The sequence below is a fragment of the Amycolatopsis sp. NPDC058340 genome, assembly GCF_042723975.1.
Lineage (GTDB): Bacteria > Actinomycetota > Actinomycetes > Mycobacteriales > Pseudonocardiaceae > Amycolatopsis.
This window is the reverse complement of the sequence record NZ_JBHXIB010000002.1, coordinates 1-18,022: the sequence shown is the minus strand read 5'-3', so window position 1 is coordinate 18,022 and position 18,022 is coordinate 1. Positions and strand designations below refer to the sequence as shown.

Here is an 18,022-nt window from a genome sequence, read left to right as displayed (position 1 = left end):
GCGCCCGCCGCCCCCCCCTCCCGCCCCCCGCACCGGCCAACCCCGGCCGCGCCGTGGGGGTCCCCGCCGGGTCCCCGGTCACCGCCCCGTTCACCACGAACCGGGTGTGGCGCCTCAGCTGAGGTAGAAGCCGCCGTCGTTGCGGAGGACCTTCGCCACGATCGGGAACCGGCGGCTGCCGTTCCACCAGTGGTAGACCGCGTGGTACTGGCCGTTGGCCGCCTGGAAGAAGTCCATCCCGCCCGGGCCGGGGTGGTTGCCGGGCAGCCCGCGGTAGGGGTTGAGGCCGCCGGTGCCGGTGTACCCGAAGTACGGCCGCTCGGCCCCGTTCTGCCGAGGGGTGCAGCGCGTCGACGGGATCGGGCCGGTGCCGCACCTGGCGATGCCGGTCGCGTACCGGACGCTGTCCCAGTTGTTACCGGAGTAGGCCAGGTACCAGTAACCGTCGGCGGACTTGAACATCGACGGGTTCTCGATCACGTGCGTGCCACCGCTCATCCGGATGGTCTCCCAGCCGATGTCGGTGCTCTTCAACGCGTCCCGGCGGGTGTCCCAGTCCGCCATGCCGTTGGACTGGGTGCGCACGATCGAGATGCCGGTCTCGGGGTACGAGGTGATCGCGTCGTCCCGGTAGGCGACGTACATGGAGCTGCCGGCGACGAACGGGTTCGCGTCGATGGCCCAGCGGCCGTTGCCCGGGCAGGCCCACTCGACGGGGTTCGTGAACGGGCCTCGCGCACTGCCCGAGACGGCGCGGCCGAGGCATTTCTGGCCGCTTCCCCGCTTGGACGCGGTGTAGTACATGAAGTAGGTGTCGCCGAAGCGGACGACGCCGGGCGCCCAGACGTTGCCCTCCGCCCAGCTGCCCGGCCCGTTGGGCAGCGCGTCGGCCGACGCGCAGGTGCCCACCCCGACGGTGTCGCCGGAGCCGTGCACGAGTACCGGCACGAACAGTTTGCCGGTCGCGCCGCACCGGGCGCCGACACCGTCGCCGACCGTGGTGCCGTACGTGACGTATCTGCCGTCCTTCGCCAGGACGGTGTCCGGGTCGGCGAGCGGGAACGTCGACTCGGCGGCCGCGGCCGAGACGTCGTCGGCCGCGGCCGTCGTTCCGGCCGCCACCACGGCGGTCGTGGCGGTCGTCGCGAGCACGCCGGCCACGAGTAATCTGGTCATCCACTTGCGCATGCTGAATCCCTTACTGGGCAAGGAGAGTGAGGTCGTTCAGGAGGAGTGCCCGGCCACCCACGGTCGACTTCCCCGGTTACTTGTGGACGGACAAGCACGCCAGTCGGAAAACTAGGTGAGCCGGGTCGCCGAGGCGACCGAAAGCGCGGAAACTGCCGGTCGATACCCCCGTACGGCCCATCCGGCGGAGCCGTTCGATCCACCGTGGCCGAATGGCCGGATCCCGGACGCGCGGTCCCTCTAGGGTGGCCGCATGTCGCTGGTGGGAAGGGACGTCGAGCTGGCGCGGGTTGGGCGCCTGCTGACGGACGCGCGAGACGCGCGAAGCGGTGCGCTGGCGTTGCGGGGCGCGGCGGGTATCGGGAAATCGGTCCTTGTCGACCACGCGGTGTCGATCGCCGAAGCCGGGGGCATGCGGGTGGTCCGCGCGGCGGGGGTCGAGTCCGATTCCGAGCTGGCGTACGGCGGTCTGCACCAGCTCCTGTTCCCGCATCTGGCCCGGTTGGACGCCCTGCCCGCTCCACAGGCCACGGCGCTGCGGTGCGCTTTCGGCCTGGCCGAGGGGGACGAGGCCAACCGGTTCCTGATCTCCGCCGGCACCCTGTCGTTGCTGTCCGATCTGGCCGAGGACGCCCCGCTGCTGTGCGTGGTCGACGACCTCCAATGGCTCGACCAGGGTTCCGTGGAAGCGCTGTTGTTCGCGGCCCGCCGCTTCGTGGCCGACCCGATCGCGATGCTGTTCGCGGTGCGCGAGATGTCGGCGCCGTTCGAAATCGCCGGCGTCGAGGTCGTGGATCTGTCCGGCCTCGCCGCGCCCGACGCCGCCCGGCTGCTGCACGACCACGCGCCGGACCTCGTCGAACCGGTGCGCGACCGGGTGCTCGCGGAGTCCGGCGGTAATCCGCTGGCGATCATCGAGCTCGGGTCGTCGCGGCTCGCGGCCCGCGACGCCGACGAGTCCGACCCGGCCGAGCAGGTCGGCCCGCTGCCGGTGACCCGCCGCGTGCAGGAGGCGTTCCGCCGCCAGATCGCCGAGCTTCCCGAACCTACCCGACGCGCGCTTCTGGCCGCGGCGGCGGACACGGCGGCGCCGCTCGCGACGATCCTGCACGTGATCGAGGCCCTCGGTGGCGCCCCCGGCGACCTCGCGCCGGCCGAACGCGAACGGCTGCTCCGGATCGACAGCCGGATCACGTTCCGCCACCCGCTGGTCCGGGCCGCCGCCTACCAGGACGCGCCGCTGCACCGGCGGATCGAGGTGCATCGCGCGTACGCCGGCGCGCCTGCCGCCGACGCGGATCGACGGGCGTGGCACCTCGCCGCCGCCACCACCGCCCCCGACGAGACGGTGGCCGCCGAACTCGAACGCGCGGCGGAGCGGGCCTGGCACCGGGGTGGCGCGATGGCGGTGTCCGCCGCCTACGACCGCGCCGGCCGGCTCAGCGCCGACCGTGAACTGAAGGCCCGGCGTATCGCGCGGGCCAGCCAGGCCGCGTTCGACGCCGGCAAGGCCGACCGCGCCGCCCGGCTGGCGGCCGAAGCGCTCTCGCTCACCACCGAGCCCGGCATCCGGGCCGACGCCATCTACACGCGTGGCGCCGTGGAGTACGAACGCACCTCCCCGCGGGCCGACGCGGAGCTGGCGATCGGGGCCGCGGAGCTGGTGCGCGACCTCGACCCGGAGCGCGCCGCGCTCAACTTCTTCGAGGCCGTGCACGCCGCCCGGCACGGAGCGGCGCACGACCTGCTGCACCGCGCGGCGGATCTCATGCGCGGATTCACGCCGCCGGAGCACTGGGCACCGGTCGTCACCGCCCTTTTCGGCTGGGCGGAGCTCTTCGCCGGACGCCCGGAGGCGGCCGTCGGTCCGTTGCGTGAGCTCTACACCACCACGAGCGGCGGCGGGAACGACCTGATGCATCGCGTCACGGCCGGGTTCGGCGGGCTCATGATCGCGGACGACGACGGCGTCGTCTCCGGCACCGAGGACATGCTGGCCAAGGTGCGGGCGACCGGGGCGTTGGGCTGGGTCCCGTACACGCTGAACGTGCTCGCCGTGGCGCGGCTGTTCCGCGGCGAGTTCGCGGACGCCCGCGCGTGCGTGGCGGAAGGCGCGTCCGTGGCCGCCGAACTCGGGAACACGACCGAGCGCCTGGCCCACCGGTCGGTGGAGGTGTGGCTGCACGCCGTCTCGGGTGACGAGAAAAGCTGCCGGGTGCTCGCCGAGGAGGTGCTCCCGCCCGCCAGGGCCCGGCACCGGGTCAACGCCGAGATCGCGGACTGGGGTCTCGGCATGCTCGACCTTTCCGCCCGGCGGTTCGGGGAAGCGCTCGACCGGCTGGAAAAGGTGTGCCGGGGACCCGCGAGCCGCGACCTCCTGGTCCGGGCGGTACCGGATCTGGTGGAGGCCGCCGTGCGTAGCGGCGAGCCGGGTCGCGCCGGCGAACCACTGGCGGCCTTCCGGCATTGGGCCGAGCACGTCGACCGCCCGGTCGCCACCGGGCTCCTCCTGCGCTGCCGGGCTTTGCTGGCCGACGACGCCGACGCGCTGTACATCGAGGCGCTGCGGATCCAGGAGCGGCACGGCGGTCCTTACGAGCGTGCCCGTACCCAGCTGGTCTACGGCGAGTGGCTGCGCCGTCAGCGCCGCCGCACCGAGGCCCGCGCCCATCTCGCGGCGGCGGTGTCCGCGTTCGAGGGGCTGGGTGCGGAGCTCTGGGCCGAGCGTGCGCGCGGCGAGCTGGCCGCTTTCGGCGAGCGGGGCGACGAACCCCGGCGCAGCGGCCCGCTCACCCTGTTGACCCCGCAGGAGCTGCAGGTCGTCCGGCTGGCCGCCACCGGTCAGACGAACAAGGAGATCGCCGCGCAGCTCTTCCTCAGCCCGCGAACCGTCGGCCACCACCTGTACAAGGCGTATCCGAAACTCGGCGTGACCGGTCGCGCCGGGCTGGCGGGCCTCGTCCGGTCGCCGGATACCGGTCACGATGACTGATTCGACGACCGGGGTCTCCCGCATAGCGTTTCCGTCATCACCGACGACGAGGAGACGACCATGACGAAGTACTTCCTGAGCCTCCCGCACGACTCCGCCGAGGAGCCGACGATGGAGAACATCGACCCCGCCGAGCTGCAGGAGCTCATGGCCGAGGTCGGCGCGTTCAACACCGCACTCGAGGAGGCGGGCGCGTTCGTCACCGCGGGCGGTCTGCAGCCGCCGTCGACCGCGACCACGGTGGACTACTCCGGTGACACCCCCGTGCTCACCCCTGGCCCGTTCGTCGAGGCCAAGGAGTATCTGGGCGGCTTCTGGATCATCGAGGCCGAAAACGACGACGTCGCGATCGAATGGACCAAACAGGCCTCGCGCGCGTTGCGGAGCAGGGTCGAGGTCCGCGCCCTCCAGGAGGAACCCGGCGCGTGAGGCGTCAGGGGCCGCAAACGGCTCCCCGGATCGGCTTGGGCGGGCTCGTGTGGACGACCCGGCCGTCGGTCGCCCGCACCTCGAAGCAGTAGCGGCGCACGGGATCGACCGGAATGGTGATCGCGTGCGCCCGCCCGGCCAGCACGGTCCGGTTGGGCTCGTTCTCGGGGGCGACGACCACCGCGTAGTCGACGATGTCCGAACCGCTCGTCCAAGCCAGCATGACCTGGTTCCCCCGGTCGGCGGGCTCGGCGAGCTCCAGTCCGAGGTCCGCCACCGGCTCCGGCTCCGGTGTGGCGGCGGGTGTCGTGGGGACGACGTCCGGCCGCCGGTCACCGAGCAGTACCGCGGTCACCGCACCGAGGACGGCCACCGTCGCCGCCGCGCCGAACACGACGCCACGGCCCACCCTGGCCCGGCGCCGGGGCTCTGGCGGGGCGGCCTCTTCGCGCGCGTTCGACGGCGGCGGGACGGCCGGTTCCGCCTGCCGGGGATACATCTCGGCGAGCCGGTCGGCGACCCACGCGGCGTCCGGCGGGCGGTGCGCCGGATCCGGGGCGAGCAGCCTGCTCACCATGGCCGACAGGATGACCGGCACCCCGGGCCGGTCGATCGGCGGCACCGGGGTGCGCAGCAGCCTCAGCAGCCGCTCGCCCATCGGTTCCCCGAGCCTGCCGGGCTGCGGGTGATCGCCGGTCAGCGCCAGGTACAGCACCAGGCCAAGGCCGTACAGATCGGTCCGCTCGTCGAAGGTCTCGGTGCGCAGGGTCTCCGGCGCCAGGTATTCGAGCGACCGCGTCGGATCGCGCGGGAACGCCTGCCGCAGGGCGACCCCGAAATCGGCGAGCACGGGTTGGCCGTTCGCGCGGAACAGCACGTTTTCGGGGTGGACACCGCCGTGCACGACACCGGCGGCGTGCGCGGCGGCGAGACAGGTCGCGACGGTATGGCCGAGTACGACGGCGTCGTCCGTGGAAAGGCTGCCCACCTGGCCCAGCAGCGCGGCGAGGGAACGCGTGCACCGTTCCATCCGGAGCGCGTGCCGCCCGTCGGGCAGCTGGTCGACGCCGTCGACCGGCAACGCGGAAGCCACCGCCCGCAACCGTTCGCGATCGCGTTCCACCGCCGCCAAGGTCGCCCGGTCGAGCCGGGCCGGGAAGACCTTGATCGCGACCGGGACGCCCGCGTGGATCGCGGGATGGACGGTCGCGATCGGCCCGATGCCGAGGGGGACGCCGAAGCCGGTTCCGGTCATTCGGTCACGAGTCCCGGTTCCCGCAGGCTGCCCAGGTCGAACGCGGCCCGGAGCCGGGTCCGGAACGAGGCCGCCGTGAATCCTTTCCGGATCGCCCGGACCGCCGACCATGCCTGCGCGGCCGTCCGGTCGTCGGCGCCGTAGGGGGACCACAGCGTGAGGTCCACCAGACGAGCGAGCCATTCCAGCCCTTCCGCGACCGATCTGTCCACTGTGGACGGCAGGCGGCCGGCGAGCTCGCGGGCCGTGGCACCGCGGGACACGACGATGTCGTGCGCGCGCAGGACGTCCCTCGCCTCCAGCCAGGCCGCGACGACCGCCGCCGAACCGGTGCGGCGGCGCCGTCGCGCGGTCCGGACGGCTCGACGCCCCGGTATCGCCACCACGACGAGGACGAACACCGAGACGACACCGATCCCGAGCCAGCCGAGCAAAGTCGTGACCCACGGCGTATCGGGTTCGGACGGCCCGGTCGTGGGATCGCCGTCCGAGGGCACTTCCGGATCGCGCAATCGCTGCGACGGCGGGAGATCGTCACGCGCCTGGGCGGTGGCCGCCGCCAGCACTCCGGCCGTCGCCGCCTTGCCTCGGGACGCGCCGCCGGCCGGATCGAGCGGAACCCAGCCGACCCCGGCGACGGCCACCTCCGGCCAGGCGAAGGAGTCTCCATTGTGGACTGTCACCGGGCCGGGACCGCCGGGCGGGGCACGGAATCCGACCGCGACACGGGCGGGGATACCGGTCAGCCTCGCCAGCGCCACATAGGCCGTGGCGAACTGCTCGCTGGTCCCCGCGCGAGTGGTGAACAGGAAACCGCTCAGCTGCGCCCAGCCGCTCCCGGTGGGCAGTACCGGACCGGTCGCCTGCCGGTAGTGCTCGGCGAGATACCGCTCCAGTACCAGCGCGGCCCGGAACGACGGACGCAGCCCACCGGTGGCGGTCCGCGCCAGTTCGGCGACGCCGGGCGGCACCTGCCCGACCCCGCCCGACACCGCCGACGCGTCGATTCCCGCGTCCAGCAACGTATCCGCGGCCACCGCCGGTTCACGCCAGCCGAGCTCGTACTCCACCGGTCCCCGCCGTCCCGGCAGCAGGAGCGTGCCGGTCGCGGGGTCGACCAGCGGGTCGGCCCCGGTGACCGTGGCCAGGAGCGGCTGGCTGGGCAGCCAGGGGCCGCCACCGGCCGGGACCGTGATCCGCGCGTGCCGGGTGGCCGTGCCGAGCGTCGAGCCGAGCCGCAGATAGTCGCCGTTCGCCCGCCAGCCGGCCCCGTCGAACTCGGTGAGGACGGCGATCCGCCACCGGTCGATCCCGGCCGTCCCGGTGTAGCGGAACACCGGTTCGCCCGGGCGGGTCAGCCGGTCGGCGACCTCGTCGAGCGGGTTGTCCACCCGCAACGGCGGCACCGGGGCGGCGTCGTGTTCGAGCGCCAGCGACGGCCGGACCCCCTGATCGACGGCGGTGACCCCGGCCGAGACCGCCACCGCGAGCACCACGGCGGGCAGCAGGAGGACGAGCCTGCTCTCCCGCCGCCGGGTCACGGCGAGCAACGTGCCGGCGACGACGGCGTAGGCCAGCCCGGCGGCGGTGGCCACCGGCCCGGACAGCGCCACGTAAGCCTGGCTCAACCCGGCGACGGCCAGCCCTGGCAGCAGCGCCACCGCGGGCAGGCGCGAAAGTTCGACGGCGAGCACCGCGGCGAACAGCACCGCGAGCGGGACGAACAGGAACAGCTCCGCGTCCGCCCGCGCGGGCCAGGTCGACTGGAGTGTCAGCTGCCAGGACCGGGTGACGCCGTCGAGCAGGCCCCGCAGCATCGCCGCGTCCGGGAGACCCGGCCCGAATTCGAGTTCTCCCAGCGCGAGCAGCCCCAGGACGAGCATCAGGACCGGCCGCCACGGACGCAGCGCGGCCACCCGCAGGCAGACCTCGACGACGGCGAAGCAGACCAGAAGGACCGTGACGAGCGGGAGCACCAGCGAGCCCATGCCGAACACCGGCGCGAAGAGCAGGCCGGGAAGTCCCGTGGCCAGCAGCAGCAGGGCGGCCACGAGCCGTTGTGTCCATTGTGGATTCATAAGCCGAGCGCGTTCCATCGTCGGGCCGCGTCGGCGGCGTCGGAGACCGAAAGCACCACCGCACCGGGGATACCTTCGAACGTCTCGGCGTCGCCGAGCACGAAGACGATCAACGGCGAGTACCGGTCACGCAAGGCGGCCACCGCGGCCCGGTCGGCCGGAGTGCCGCCGGCGGTCACCACGGCCAGCCCGCCGACCCCGGAGCGGCCCAGCCCCTCCGGGACCAGTGCCGGGCCGGACGACGGTTCGAGCACGCACAAGGCGTCCAGCAGCGGCCGTACCGCCCGCGGCCCTCCCCCGGTGTCCACGTCGAGACCGCCCGAGGAGACCAGCCGCGTCGGCCGGTCCGCGCGCGCCGCCGAACCGGCCAGCGACGCGGCCGCGTCCACCGCGTCTTCCAGCCGGGGCCCGCGCAACCGGGAATCCAGCAGCACGGTGAATCTGGGCTGATGGGGATCGACGTAGTCGCGCACCATCAGGCTGCCGGTCCTCGCCGTCGCCTTCCAGTGCAGATGCCTGATTTCGTCGCCGTGCACGTATTCCCGGACTTCACGCAGGTCTTCGGAACCGCGCAGCCGGTCGTCGGCGACCGCCCCCTCGTGATGGTGCCGCGGCCGCCCGCCGCCCGGCGGGGACATCACGTGCACGCGCGGATGGACCCACAGCGTCGCGGTCTCGCCCGTGGTCAGCCGCCGGTACCCGAGCCCGAACGGGTCGGCCCGTTCGAGGACGAGCGGGCCGACCTGGTGCCGTCCACGCCGCTCGGTGGGCAGTTCGTAGTTGTGCGCGGTCTCCGCGTTGGGGCCCAGCGCGCGGATGGCGACCGTCCGCGTCGCGGCACCGACCCGGTCGCCCGCGGTGAAGGCGCCGCGCCGCCGCCTGGCCGGATTGCGCACCCGAAGCGTGGCGGCCGCGGGCCTGCCGCGCTCCACCCGGTCCGGGTAGACCTGGCGGGACACCACGACGCGGGGACGCCGTCCGGTCGCGACGATCGCCGCGATCAGCGCGCCCGCCCCGGCGCCCGCGATCGCGAGGAAGAACGGATAACCGGCCCAGTGGCCGAGGACGAACAGCCCCACGGTCGCGGCGAGCACGACGGCACCGCGTCTGGTCAGCCGGATCATCAGGCCCGCGGCCCCACGCTCACCGGGGCGGGCGTCGCGTCGAGTACCTCGTCCACCACATCGCCGGGGTCGCGGCCGTTCAGCTCGGCGTCGGCGGTGAGGATCAGCCGGTGCGCGAGCACGGCCTGCGCGATCTCCTTGACGTCGTCGACGGTGACGAACGTCCGGCCGTCGGTCGCGGCATAGGCCTGCCCGGCGCGGATCAGCGCGATACTGCCCCGCGGGCTCGCCCCGTAGCGCAGGGCGACGTGCTCACGGGTCGCGGCCGCGAGCCGGGCGGCGTACTCGCAGAGCGCGGGTTCGACGTGGACCGCACGGACCTGCCCGATCGCCCGGCGCACCGTCTCGATGTCCACCACCGGGGCCAGTTCGTCCGGGCCGACGCCCGCGCAGTCGCCCATGATCACCTTGACCTCCGAGGCGAGGTCCGGGTAGCCGACGTCCAGCCGCATCAGGAACCGGTCCAGCTGGGCCTCGGGCAGCCGGTAGGTCCCGGCCATCTCGATCGGGTTCTGGGTCGCGACGACCAGGAACGGCCGTGGCACCTCGTGCCGGACGGCGTCGACGGTGACGGTCCGCTCGGCCATCACCTCGAGCAGGGCCGACTGCGTTTTCGGGGTGCCGCGGTTGATCTCGTCCGCGACCACGATATTCGCGAACACCCCGCCGGGATGGAACTCGAAGCGTTCTTCCCGCTGGTGGTAGACGGGGACACCGGTGATGTCGCCGGGCAGCAGATCGGGGGTGAACTGGATGCGGTTCCACGATCCGCCGACGCTCCTGGCCAGGCAGCGGGCCAGGGTCGTCTTGCCGACACCGGGAACGTCCTCCACGAGCAGGTGCCCTTCGGCGAACAACGCGGTGACCGCGTGCCGGACGAGCTTTTCCTTGCCGCGCAACACACTGCGTACGTTCTCGGCGATGCGTTCGTAGACCGCGCCGGGCGGGGGAAAGGGAGTCATCGAGCTAGGTCCACCTGATCCTGTTGGAGGTGATCCGGCCGTCCGGGGTCTCGACGCTGACCCAGATGGTCTGGCCGGGCACGTCGTAGTTGAGTTCGTTGTAGGTCGCCGAACCGTCGGCGCCGGTCGTGGTCGATTCGGTCCGCACGTTGGTGTTGCTCGACGAGCTGAGCCGGATCGCGTACCGCGTGTTCGGCGCGAAACCCTTCATCGTCACGTTGACCTCGGCACAGTCCGGCTCGTGGCAGTTCTCGCTGGAGGTGTCCCGGCCGCGGCTGATGGTGATCGTCGGCGCGGGGACGGTGATCGTCCGGCTGGCCGTCTGCCCTTGGCGCGTCTGCCCGTCGGGCGTCCTGGTCACCGCGCGAACGGTGAAGGTGTAGGAATTCCCGGCGGTCAGCCCGGGATAGCTCGCGGAAGTGCCCGTGACCGTCTGCTGCGCGAAACCGGTTCCGGTGACGAGATAGTGCACCAGTTCCCCGCCGCCGAGGTCCGGCCGCGTCCAGGAAAGGGCCGCGGTGCCGCCGCGGTTGCTCACGGTCAGCGCCGGTGCGGCCGCGGCCGCCGCCGGGGTCGCCGACGCCGAAGCGCCCGGCCCGGTGCCGGCCTTGTTGATCGCGACGACGGTGAACGTGTAGCGGGTCCCGTTCGCCAGCCCCGTGATCCTGATCCGGCGGGTGCCGCCGTCCACCGTCCGGGAACCACCCGCCCAGCTGATCCGGTACGACGTCACTTCGGCCCGGTTCGCGGGAGCGGCCGACCACGCGACCGTGACCGCGCCCGCCTCACCGGTCGCCGATACCCCGGGCGGCGCGCCCGGTGGGCTGGCCGGGACGGCGGGCGGGGTGACCGGAGGCGGCGGAGGATTCGGCTTCGCGGGGCCGGGCCGATCGGTGCCGGTGTCCTGGCCGGGACGCCCGTCCTCACCACGCCGATCGGCGGGCGGAGCCACGGGCCCCTGTCCCGGCGCGGGCTGTGCCGCGGCCGGTTGATCCTTCTTCTCCGCGGGCGGGACCACGGGAACGTCGGTGACCTTGCCGTCCTTGGCGACGACGAGGACGTGCGCGCCTTGGCCGCCGTCGACGTAGATATGCGAATCCTCGCCGCGGACGACCCGTGCCGTGCCGCCGTCGGGCGGGAGCGGCTTGTCGTCCGTCTGCCTGCCGTCGGCGTCGTAGGTGAACAACCGGCCCGAGGTGCGGTTGACCACGACGACCACCGAGCCGGCCGCGACCGGCGCGTCGTACTGACCGGGCGGGAGGGGCACCGTGATCGGCCGCCGCGGCGCGGGAGCGGGATCGACCAGATGCAGCAGGCTCCGTGCCGGGTCGAGCACGGCAACACGACCGGCGACGTCGTTGGCCGCCGTCCGGAGGTCGGCGCCCGCGCCGAGGCCCATCGGCACCGGAACGCCGAGCCCGGCCGATTCGACGGCGCGTACGACGCCGTCGGAGGTGTCGACGAAATACAGCTTGTCCCCCACCAACGTCAGCGCGCCGAAGTGCCCGCCGGGCAACGCGACCGGGCAGGACGACACGTTGTCGGCGCCGCGGTCCAGCCTGCACAGCAGACCCGACGCGATACGCGGCAGCCACAGCGTCCCCTCCGCGGTGGCGACCGGGTCGCCGACCGGTCCCCCGGCGGAGATCGGCGCGGGCGGATCACCGAGCCGGATGATCCGGCCTGCCTGCCGGTACACCAGGTACGGGCCGCCCGCGGTCTCCACGGCGACCGGGACCTCGCCCGAAGGTGGCACCCCAGGCGGCCCGGCGGTCAGGTCCGATTTGCCGAACGGGGTGATCCGGGTGCCGCCGACGACGTAGCCGCTGGTGTCCCCCTGCACTACCTGGCTTCCCGGATCACCGGGCACCGCGACCTGCGCGTCGATCCCCGCCGTGCCGCCGTCGATATGGAAAGCCGCCTGCAGCAGGGAGTTGTAGACCCAGTGGCCGCCGGGGATCTCTTGTATCCCCGGCGGCGGTTTCGCCGCGCCGGTGACCGCGGTCGTCAGAACCGCCACCGAAACCACGACGATCGTCACGACCGGCAGCCGGGCCCGCCAAGCCGTGCTCCCCCGAGTGCCCTTTTTCACGGCACGGACCGTAGCCGAGTGATTCGGGAGGGTTCCCGAGACGAAAGCCCATCGCCTACTGGGACGGGGACCGGCCACGCTACGCTCGGTGCCCGTACGGGTACTTCTCCGGCTCACGACCACGGATGGTCCGACATGACGTTCTCACGCCGAGACCGTGAACCGGCGGGCCGCCGGATCGCGGATCGCTACCGGCTGGCCGAGCGCGTCGGAGCCGGTGGGGAGGGCGTGGTCTGGCGGGCGATCGACGAACGGACGGGGCGGACGGTCGCGGCCAAACAGGCGAAGATGAGCGCCTCCGGAGCCGGCCGCAAGCTGCGCCGCGAGGCACGCTTGGCCGCTTCGGTCGACCATCCGCATGTGGTCGTCTACCACGAAGTCGTCAGCGATGACGACGAGCTGTGGCTGATCCAGGAGTACGTCCCTTCGCGGACCCTCGCCGCCGTCCTGAGCGAACGCGCACTGCCCGAAGCGAAGGTCGCGGAGATCGGGGTCCAGCTGGCGTCTGCGCTCGCCGCCGTCCACGAGCGGAAGATCCTCCATCGCGACCTCAAACCGGGCAACGTCCTGATCGGCGAGGACGGGCGGGTGAAACTGACCGATTTCGGCATCTCCCGGTCCGTCGCCGCGGACGAGACCTTGACCGACGCGGCGCTGTACGCGGGCACCCCCGGCTATCTCGCTCCCGAGGTCGCGCGCGGTGACCCGCCCACCGAAGCCTCGGACGTGTTCTCTCTCGGCGCGACGCTCTACGCCGCCCTCGAGGGTTCGCCGATGTTCGCCGGCGAGACGCCGCTGGCGCGGGTCCGGCGTGCCGCGGACGGCGACATCCCGCTGCCCCGCGCCGCGGACGCACTGGCCGATCCGCTCGCGCGGATGCTGGACCCGGACCCGGCACTCCGCCCGTCGGCCGCCGAAGCGGGCGCGGCCCTGGCGGCGGCCTCGGGCGGCACCGCCGAGGTGAGACCCGCGAGACGGCGGGTGGCCCACCGGTTCCGGCGCCCGATCGGCGCGGCGGCGGGTATCGCGGCCATCGCGGTCGGCACGCTCTCGGCGAGCACGCCGACGGCTCCGGCGACGCCCGCGCCCTTCGACGCCCGCGCCCTCGATCCCTGCCGGTTGACCGACACCGCCGCGCTCCGCTCGTACGGACGTACCGAGCTCGAGCCCGATTACGGCAACTTCAACCGGTGCGACGTGCTCCTCCACCGCGGCGACGGGAACTTCACCGACGTCAAGGTGGAGCTGAAGAACCACCCCGGGAGCCCGCCGGACGGCGAGCTGAAACGCGTCGGGGCCTTCGACGTCGTCGGCGGCCATCTCCAGGACGACAAATGCGCCCGGCTGATCCTCGTTCCCGAGGGATACCTCGTCTCGGTCACCGCGAGCGACGATCCCGGCGCCCCGGTCGACCTGTGCGCGGTCGCCGACATCGCCACCGATTCGGCGACGAAGGCGTTGTCCCGCGACGGAACCCCGCTCCGGAAGGGGAAATTCCCCGCACGCTCGCTCGCCGAAGTGGACGCGTGCGCCCTGCTCGATCCCAAGGCACCCGAGGTTCCCGGCCCGCCGCAGCCGTTCTTCGGCCGGTGGAGCTGCAACTTCGAGGGCCCCGCGGGCCGGGTCCGGGTGATCTTCGACCGGGGACATCCCCTCGACGACGAGGACGGCGCGTACAGCACCGAGGCGGGCCGGGAGATCCGGACGGCCGCCGACGACTACGGGCCGGGAACATGCCGCTCGGCGATCGCCTATCGCCCGTACACCGACATCGACAACATCCCGATGCTGGAATCCGTCCTGATCGTCGTGAACGGCGACCCGCCATCGGAACGGCTCTGCGGCCCGGCCAAGACCTTGGCGGGCGAAGTGGCGAGGAGGTTGCCATGACCACGTTCGACCGCTGCCATCCCAGCCTCGCCCACGGTGTCCCGCCCGCCGAGCCGGGGACGATCTTCGCCTCGACCGTGTCCGGCCGGTCGTCGATGCCCCCGAAAGACGGACGGCAGCTCTTGTTCGGCCGCAACCGGGACGACGTGCACGTCCCCTTCGGCGAGGACGACCGGCAGATCAGCCGCCATCAAGGGACACTCGTCCACGAAGGCGGCGCCTGGTGCGTACGCAACGAGGGCAAGCTCCCGCTTCGGCTCCCCGGTTCCCGCCTCGTCTTCGACGGCGACGAACCGGCACCGCTATCCGACGGCTACACCGCGCTTTTCATCCGCGGCTCCAGCGGACGTGAACACCTGCTGGAGATCTTCGTCGCGGGAACCGATTCGCCTGCGCCGGTGTCCCTCGGCACCGAGGTCACCGAACCGCCGCGCGTCTGGCGGCTGAACACCGCCGAGCGCACCGTCCTGGTCGCGCTGGCGCAACGATTCCTCCGCCAGGAGGCCTACCCGCAGCCCCTGAGCTGGCGCCGCGTCGCCGAGCAACTGGCCAAAGTGGACCCGGACGGGAACTGGGCACCCAAGAAGGCCGAGCACATCGTGACCGGGGTCCGCCAGCGGCTCGTCGATGCCGGAGTGCCCGGCCTCACCAAGGAGGAGGTCGGCGAGCCCGTGGGCAACGCGCTGAACGTCCACCTGATCGGCGAGCTGCTGCAGTCCGCGACCCTGGTGCCGCCGGATCTCGCCTTGCTGGAACCGCGCGATCGGCGGTCTTGACGGCGATTCGTCCGTCCATTTCGGACACCGGAACGCCGTGTGGAGGGCGGACCGGGGGATCGGTCTCGCCCTCCACACGGGGATACAGCCGGTCATCGCCGGACCGCCGGTTCACCTCCGCTGACCTCACTGGGAGTGCGCAGGGTCGCCATGGCCAGGAAGCCACCCGCGATGGCGATCCCGGCGGCGCCGAGGAACGCGGCCGAGTAGCCGCCGGTCAGCGCGACCGGGTCACCGATCCGGCCAGCACCGGCCGACACGGCGACCGCGGTCATCGCGGCGAGCCCGAGCGCCGAGCCGATCTGGTACGAGGTGTTCACGATCCCGGACGCGAGTCCGCCTTCCTCCGGTTTCGCACTGGAGATCGCCGTTCCCAGCGACGGGATGAACGCCAGCGCCTGACCCAGGGCCGCGACCAGCGAGGCGGGCAGGACGTCGACGACGAAGTTGCCCGTCGGGCTGACCAGCGACAGCCACACCAGCCCCGCGGCGAGCGCCCACAACCCGCCGATGATCATCTTCTTCGGCCCGAACCGGCCGATCAGCCGGGGCGCGACCGCGACCATCAGCACGACGATCAGCACCGTCATCGGCAGCAGCGCCGCACCACTGGCGAACGCCCCGTAGCCCAGCACCTGCTGCAGGTACAGGTTGAGGAAGTACCACATCGGGATCCACGCCGCGCCGAGCAGGAACTGCGCCAGGTTCGCGCCGCCGAGGTTCGGCGTCCGGAAGATCCCCAGCCGCACCAAGGGAACCTCGCGCTTCCGCTGGATGGCCACGAACACCGCGAGCAGGGCGATGCCGCCGATCAGCGCACCCCAGGTGCCTGCCGAGTCCCAGCCCGCTTCCGGCGCCCGCACGACACCGAACACCGTCAGGCCGAGGCCCGCGGTCGCCGCGACCGCACCGGCGAGATCGACCGAGCCACGCCGGGCCGGGGCGGACGGCATCAGCTTGCCGGTCGCCACGATCGCGATCAGCGAGATCGGGACGTAGAGCCAGAAGATCCACGGCCACGACAGCCATTCGGTGATCACGCCGCCGAGGAACACCCCGGCCGTGCCACCGGCGGGAGCGGCCGCGCCGTACAACGCGAGCGCCTTGGTCAGCTCACGCGGCCGTGAGCCGAACAGCATCATCAGCAGGGTCAGCGCGGACGGCGCGATCAACGCCGCGCCCGCACCCTGCAAGACCCGGCCGAGCAGTTCGACCCATGCGGTGCCCGCGACCGCGGCGACCACGGAACCGCCGAGCGTGACGACCCAGCCGGCGGTGAACATCCTCCGCGCGCCGAACAGGTCCGAGAGGCGTCCGCCGAGCAGGAGCAGCCCGGCCAGCGCGATGACGTAGGCGTTGAACACCCACGACAGGTCACCCGGGGAGAACCCGAGGTCCTGCTGCATCGCCGGTAGAGCGACGCCGATGATCGAAGTGTCCATGATGACCATGAACTGGGCCAACGCGATGAGTCCCAGCGCCCACCACCGTCGTGGGTCCGGGGTTGTCTCCGCCATGACGACCGTCCTTTCAGGATTCCATTACCCCTAGGGGGTATTGCGGAGTTGAAGTTAGGCCCATCGACGCCATCGCACAAGTACCCCTATGGGGTATTAGTGTAGCGATCGTCACAGTCGCCACCTCTACGGCAAATCCGTTGCCTGACGAGGATTCGTCGCGTAGAACACCGAGGACTCACCAGCACTGGACAGGTACCCCCTACAGGTATATGGTTCCTGCGACCGACAGGACGAGGAGGAGCCATGCAGCGTCTTCAGTCGCTTGATCCGGCCGACGCGCCGGCGAAGTCCGCCGAGCTGCTCGGCGACATCGTCCAACGGCGCGGCTCGGCGGGCCCGATGGTCTCCGCGATGGCCAACTCCCCCGCGCTCCTTCAGGGCTACCTCGACTTCTCGCGAGCCATGAAGCGGGTCAAGCTCCCCCGGGCACTCAGCGAAAAGATCTCACTCGCCCTGCAGGAGTGGATCGGTTGCGCGCTGTGCCTGCAGGCGCACACACAGGCCGCGCGGTCCGCCGGGCTCAGCGACAACAACATCGCGCTGGCCCGGCAGGGCACCTCCACCGATCGGCGCGAGGCCGCGCTGATCGCGTATGCCGTGCGGGTCCTCGCCGAACCGGCTTCGATCGGCGACGAGGACGTCGCCGAATTGCGGCGACACGGCTGGAGCGACCAGCTCATCGCCGACACGGTGGGGCTGGTGTCGCTCAACCTGCTCACCGGCTCGTTCAATCTCGTCGCAGGACTCGAACCCGCGCCTGCCGAGCAGTCCACAAAGGAGAAACACGACCATGTCGGTTGAGCACGACCACTCGCACCACGAACACCAGCACCACGGCGGCCACGAGCAGCACCGACCGGGCAAGGTCTCCTGGGGTATGGCGGCGTCCGCCACCCTGCACTGCCTCACCGGCTGCGCCATCGGCGAAGTGCTCGGCATGGTGATCGGCACCGCGCTGGGCTGGGGCAACCTCGCCACCATCGTGCTCGCCGTCGCGCTGGCGTTCGTCTTCGGCTACGCGCTGACGATGCGCGGCGTCCTGCGCGCGGGTGTCGGCTTCAAGCAGGCCCTCAAGGTCGCCCTCGCCGCCGACACCGTCTCGATCATCGTCATGGAGATCATCGACAACGGGGTGATGCTCGTCGTCCCCGGTGCGATGGAGGCAGGCCTCGGCAGCTTCCTGTTCTGGGGCGCGCTCGCCTTCGCGCTCTTCGTCGCGTTCCTGCTCACCACGCCGGTCAACAAGTGGCTCATCGGCCGCGGCGCCGGACACGCGGTCGTGCACGCCTACCACCACTGAAAGATCCGCGACGAACAAGGGCCGCCTCTGGTGCTTTCGCACCGGGGGCGGCTTTGTGCCGTCGCGACCTTCGTCCCGCCGCACGACCGGCGGCTTCGTGTGACTGGATGGACGACACACGTGATCAGATGGACGACACGCGTGTCCAGGCGGACGACTCGCGGCGAGCCGGCCGCGGGCGCGTGCCGTCCATCCAGTCACGCGTGTCGTCCGTCTGATCACGTGCGCCGTCCGTCCAGTCACGTGCGACGTCCGTCTGATCACGTGTGCCGTCCCGTAGGTCACGCGTGACTCCCGGTCCGGTCCAGGCGGTCCGCCATGTCGCGAAAGCCACTTTCGGGACATCAGACGTCGCGAAAGTGGCTTTCGCGACGCGCGCGCCGCGGACACCGGGGTGCATCGCGGACCCACCCCGC

Annotated in this window: 13 protein-coding genes; 6 read left to right on the top strand and 7 right to left on the bottom strand. The window is 72.1% G+C overall.

Features of this window, described 5'->3' with window-relative positions; genetic code table 11:
* Positions 1-114: 114 nt before the first annotated feature.
* On the bottom strand, positions 115-1,176 hold the full coding sequence (locus ACFWIW_RS03540; protein ID WP_378366931.1) for a family 43 glycosylhydrolase: 1,062 nt from the start codon (positions 1,174-1,176) through the stop codon (positions 115-117).
* Positions 1,177-1,441: 265 nt separating this feature from the next.
* Here ACFWIW_RS03540 and ACFWIW_RS03535 point away from each other — a divergent pair, with 265 nt between their 5' ends.
* Positions 1,442-4,180 (top strand): AAA family ATPase, encoded by a 2,739-nt coding sequence (locus ACFWIW_RS03535; protein WP_378366930.1) that lies wholly within the window; start codon positions 1,442-1,444, stop codon positions 4,178-4,180.
* Between the two features lie 60 nt (positions 4,181-4,240).
* Positions 4,241-4,609 carry a YciI family protein gene (locus ACFWIW_RS03530; protein WP_378366929.1) on the top strand — a complete coding sequence of 123 codons (369 nt, stop codon included), beginning with the start codon at positions 4,241-4,243 and terminating at the stop codon, positions 4,607-4,609.
* 4 nt (positions 4,610-4,613) lie between these two features.
* On the opposite strand, the gene ACFWIW_RS03525 is transcribed toward ACFWIW_RS03530, so the two are convergent.
* Genes ACFWIW_RS03525 through ACFWIW_RS03505 form a run of 5 tightly spaced genes read right to left on the bottom strand, consistent with a single transcriptional unit; the run spans position 4,614 to position 12,120 of the window.
* Positions 4,614-5,864, bottom strand: a complete 1,251-nt coding sequence (locus ACFWIW_RS03525; RefSeq protein WP_378366928.1) for a protein kinase — start codon at positions 5,862-5,864, stop codon at positions 4,614-4,616.
* Positions 5,861-7,915: a transglutaminaseTgpA domain-containing protein gene (locus tag ACFWIW_RS03520; protein ID WP_378366927.1), complete on the bottom strand. Its 2,055-nt coding sequence runs from the start codon at positions 7,913-7,915 to the stop codon at positions 5,861-5,863. Before ACFWIW_RS03520 ends, ACFWIW_RS03525 begins: the two co-directional genes overlap by 4 nt.
* Positions 7,916-7,938: 23 nt before the next feature.
* Positions 7,939-9,066 carry a DUF58 domain-containing protein gene (locus ACFWIW_RS03515; RefSeq protein WP_378366926.1) on the bottom strand — a complete coding sequence of 376 codons (1,128 nt, stop codon included), beginning with the start codon at positions 9,064-9,066 and terminating at the stop codon, positions 7,939-7,941.
* Positions 9,066-10,028 (bottom strand): AAA family ATPase, encoded by a 963-nt coding sequence (locus ACFWIW_RS03510; protein ID WP_378366925.1) that lies wholly within the window; start codon positions 10,026-10,028, stop codon positions 9,066-9,068. The genes ACFWIW_RS03515 and ACFWIW_RS03510 overlap by 1 nt, the downstream gene beginning before the upstream one ends.
* A 4-nt stretch (positions 10,029-10,032) precedes the next feature.
* Positions 10,033-12,120, bottom strand: a complete 2,088-nt coding sequence (locus ACFWIW_RS03505) for a fibronectin type III domain-containing protein (RefSeq protein WP_378366924.1) — start codon at positions 12,118-12,120, stop codon at positions 10,033-10,035.
* Positions 12,121-12,255: 135 nt separating this feature from the next.
* Between ACFWIW_RS03505 and ACFWIW_RS03500 the strand changes: the two genes are divergently transcribed.
* Positions 12,256-14,010 (top strand): serine/threonine-protein kinase, encoded by a 1,755-nt coding sequence (locus tag ACFWIW_RS03500; RefSeq protein WP_378366923.1) that lies wholly within the window; start codon positions 12,256-12,258, stop codon positions 14,008-14,010.
* Positions 14,007-14,786: an FHA domain-containing protein gene (locus ACFWIW_RS03495; protein ID WP_378366922.1), complete on the top strand. Its 780-nt coding sequence runs from the start codon at positions 14,007-14,009 to the stop codon at positions 14,784-14,786. Before ACFWIW_RS03500 ends, ACFWIW_RS03495 begins: the two co-directional genes overlap by 4 nt.
* Positions 14,787-14,878: 92 nt before the next feature.
* Here the strand turns inward: ACFWIW_RS03495 and ACFWIW_RS03490 are convergent, their stop codons facing one another.
* Entirely contained in the window at positions 14,879-16,303 is a 1,425-nt protein-coding gene (locus ACFWIW_RS03490) for an MFS transporter (protein WP_378366921.1), read from the bottom strand.
* Between the two features lie 246 nt (positions 16,304-16,549).
* On the opposite strand from ACFWIW_RS03490, the gene ACFWIW_RS03485 reads away from it, so the two are divergent.
* Positions 16,550-17,107: a carboxymuconolactone decarboxylase family protein gene (locus tag ACFWIW_RS03485; RefSeq protein ID WP_378366920.1), complete on the top strand. Its 558-nt coding sequence runs from the start codon at positions 16,550-16,552 to the stop codon at positions 17,105-17,107.
* Positions 17,097-17,606 carry a DUF4396 domain-containing protein gene (locus ACFWIW_RS03480; protein ID WP_240595067.1) on the top strand — a complete coding sequence of 170 codons (510 nt, stop codon included), beginning with the start codon at positions 17,097-17,099 and terminating at the stop codon, positions 17,604-17,606. The genes ACFWIW_RS03485 and ACFWIW_RS03480 overlap by 11 nt, the downstream gene beginning before the upstream one ends.
* Positions 17,607-18,022: the final 416 nt, after the last annotated feature.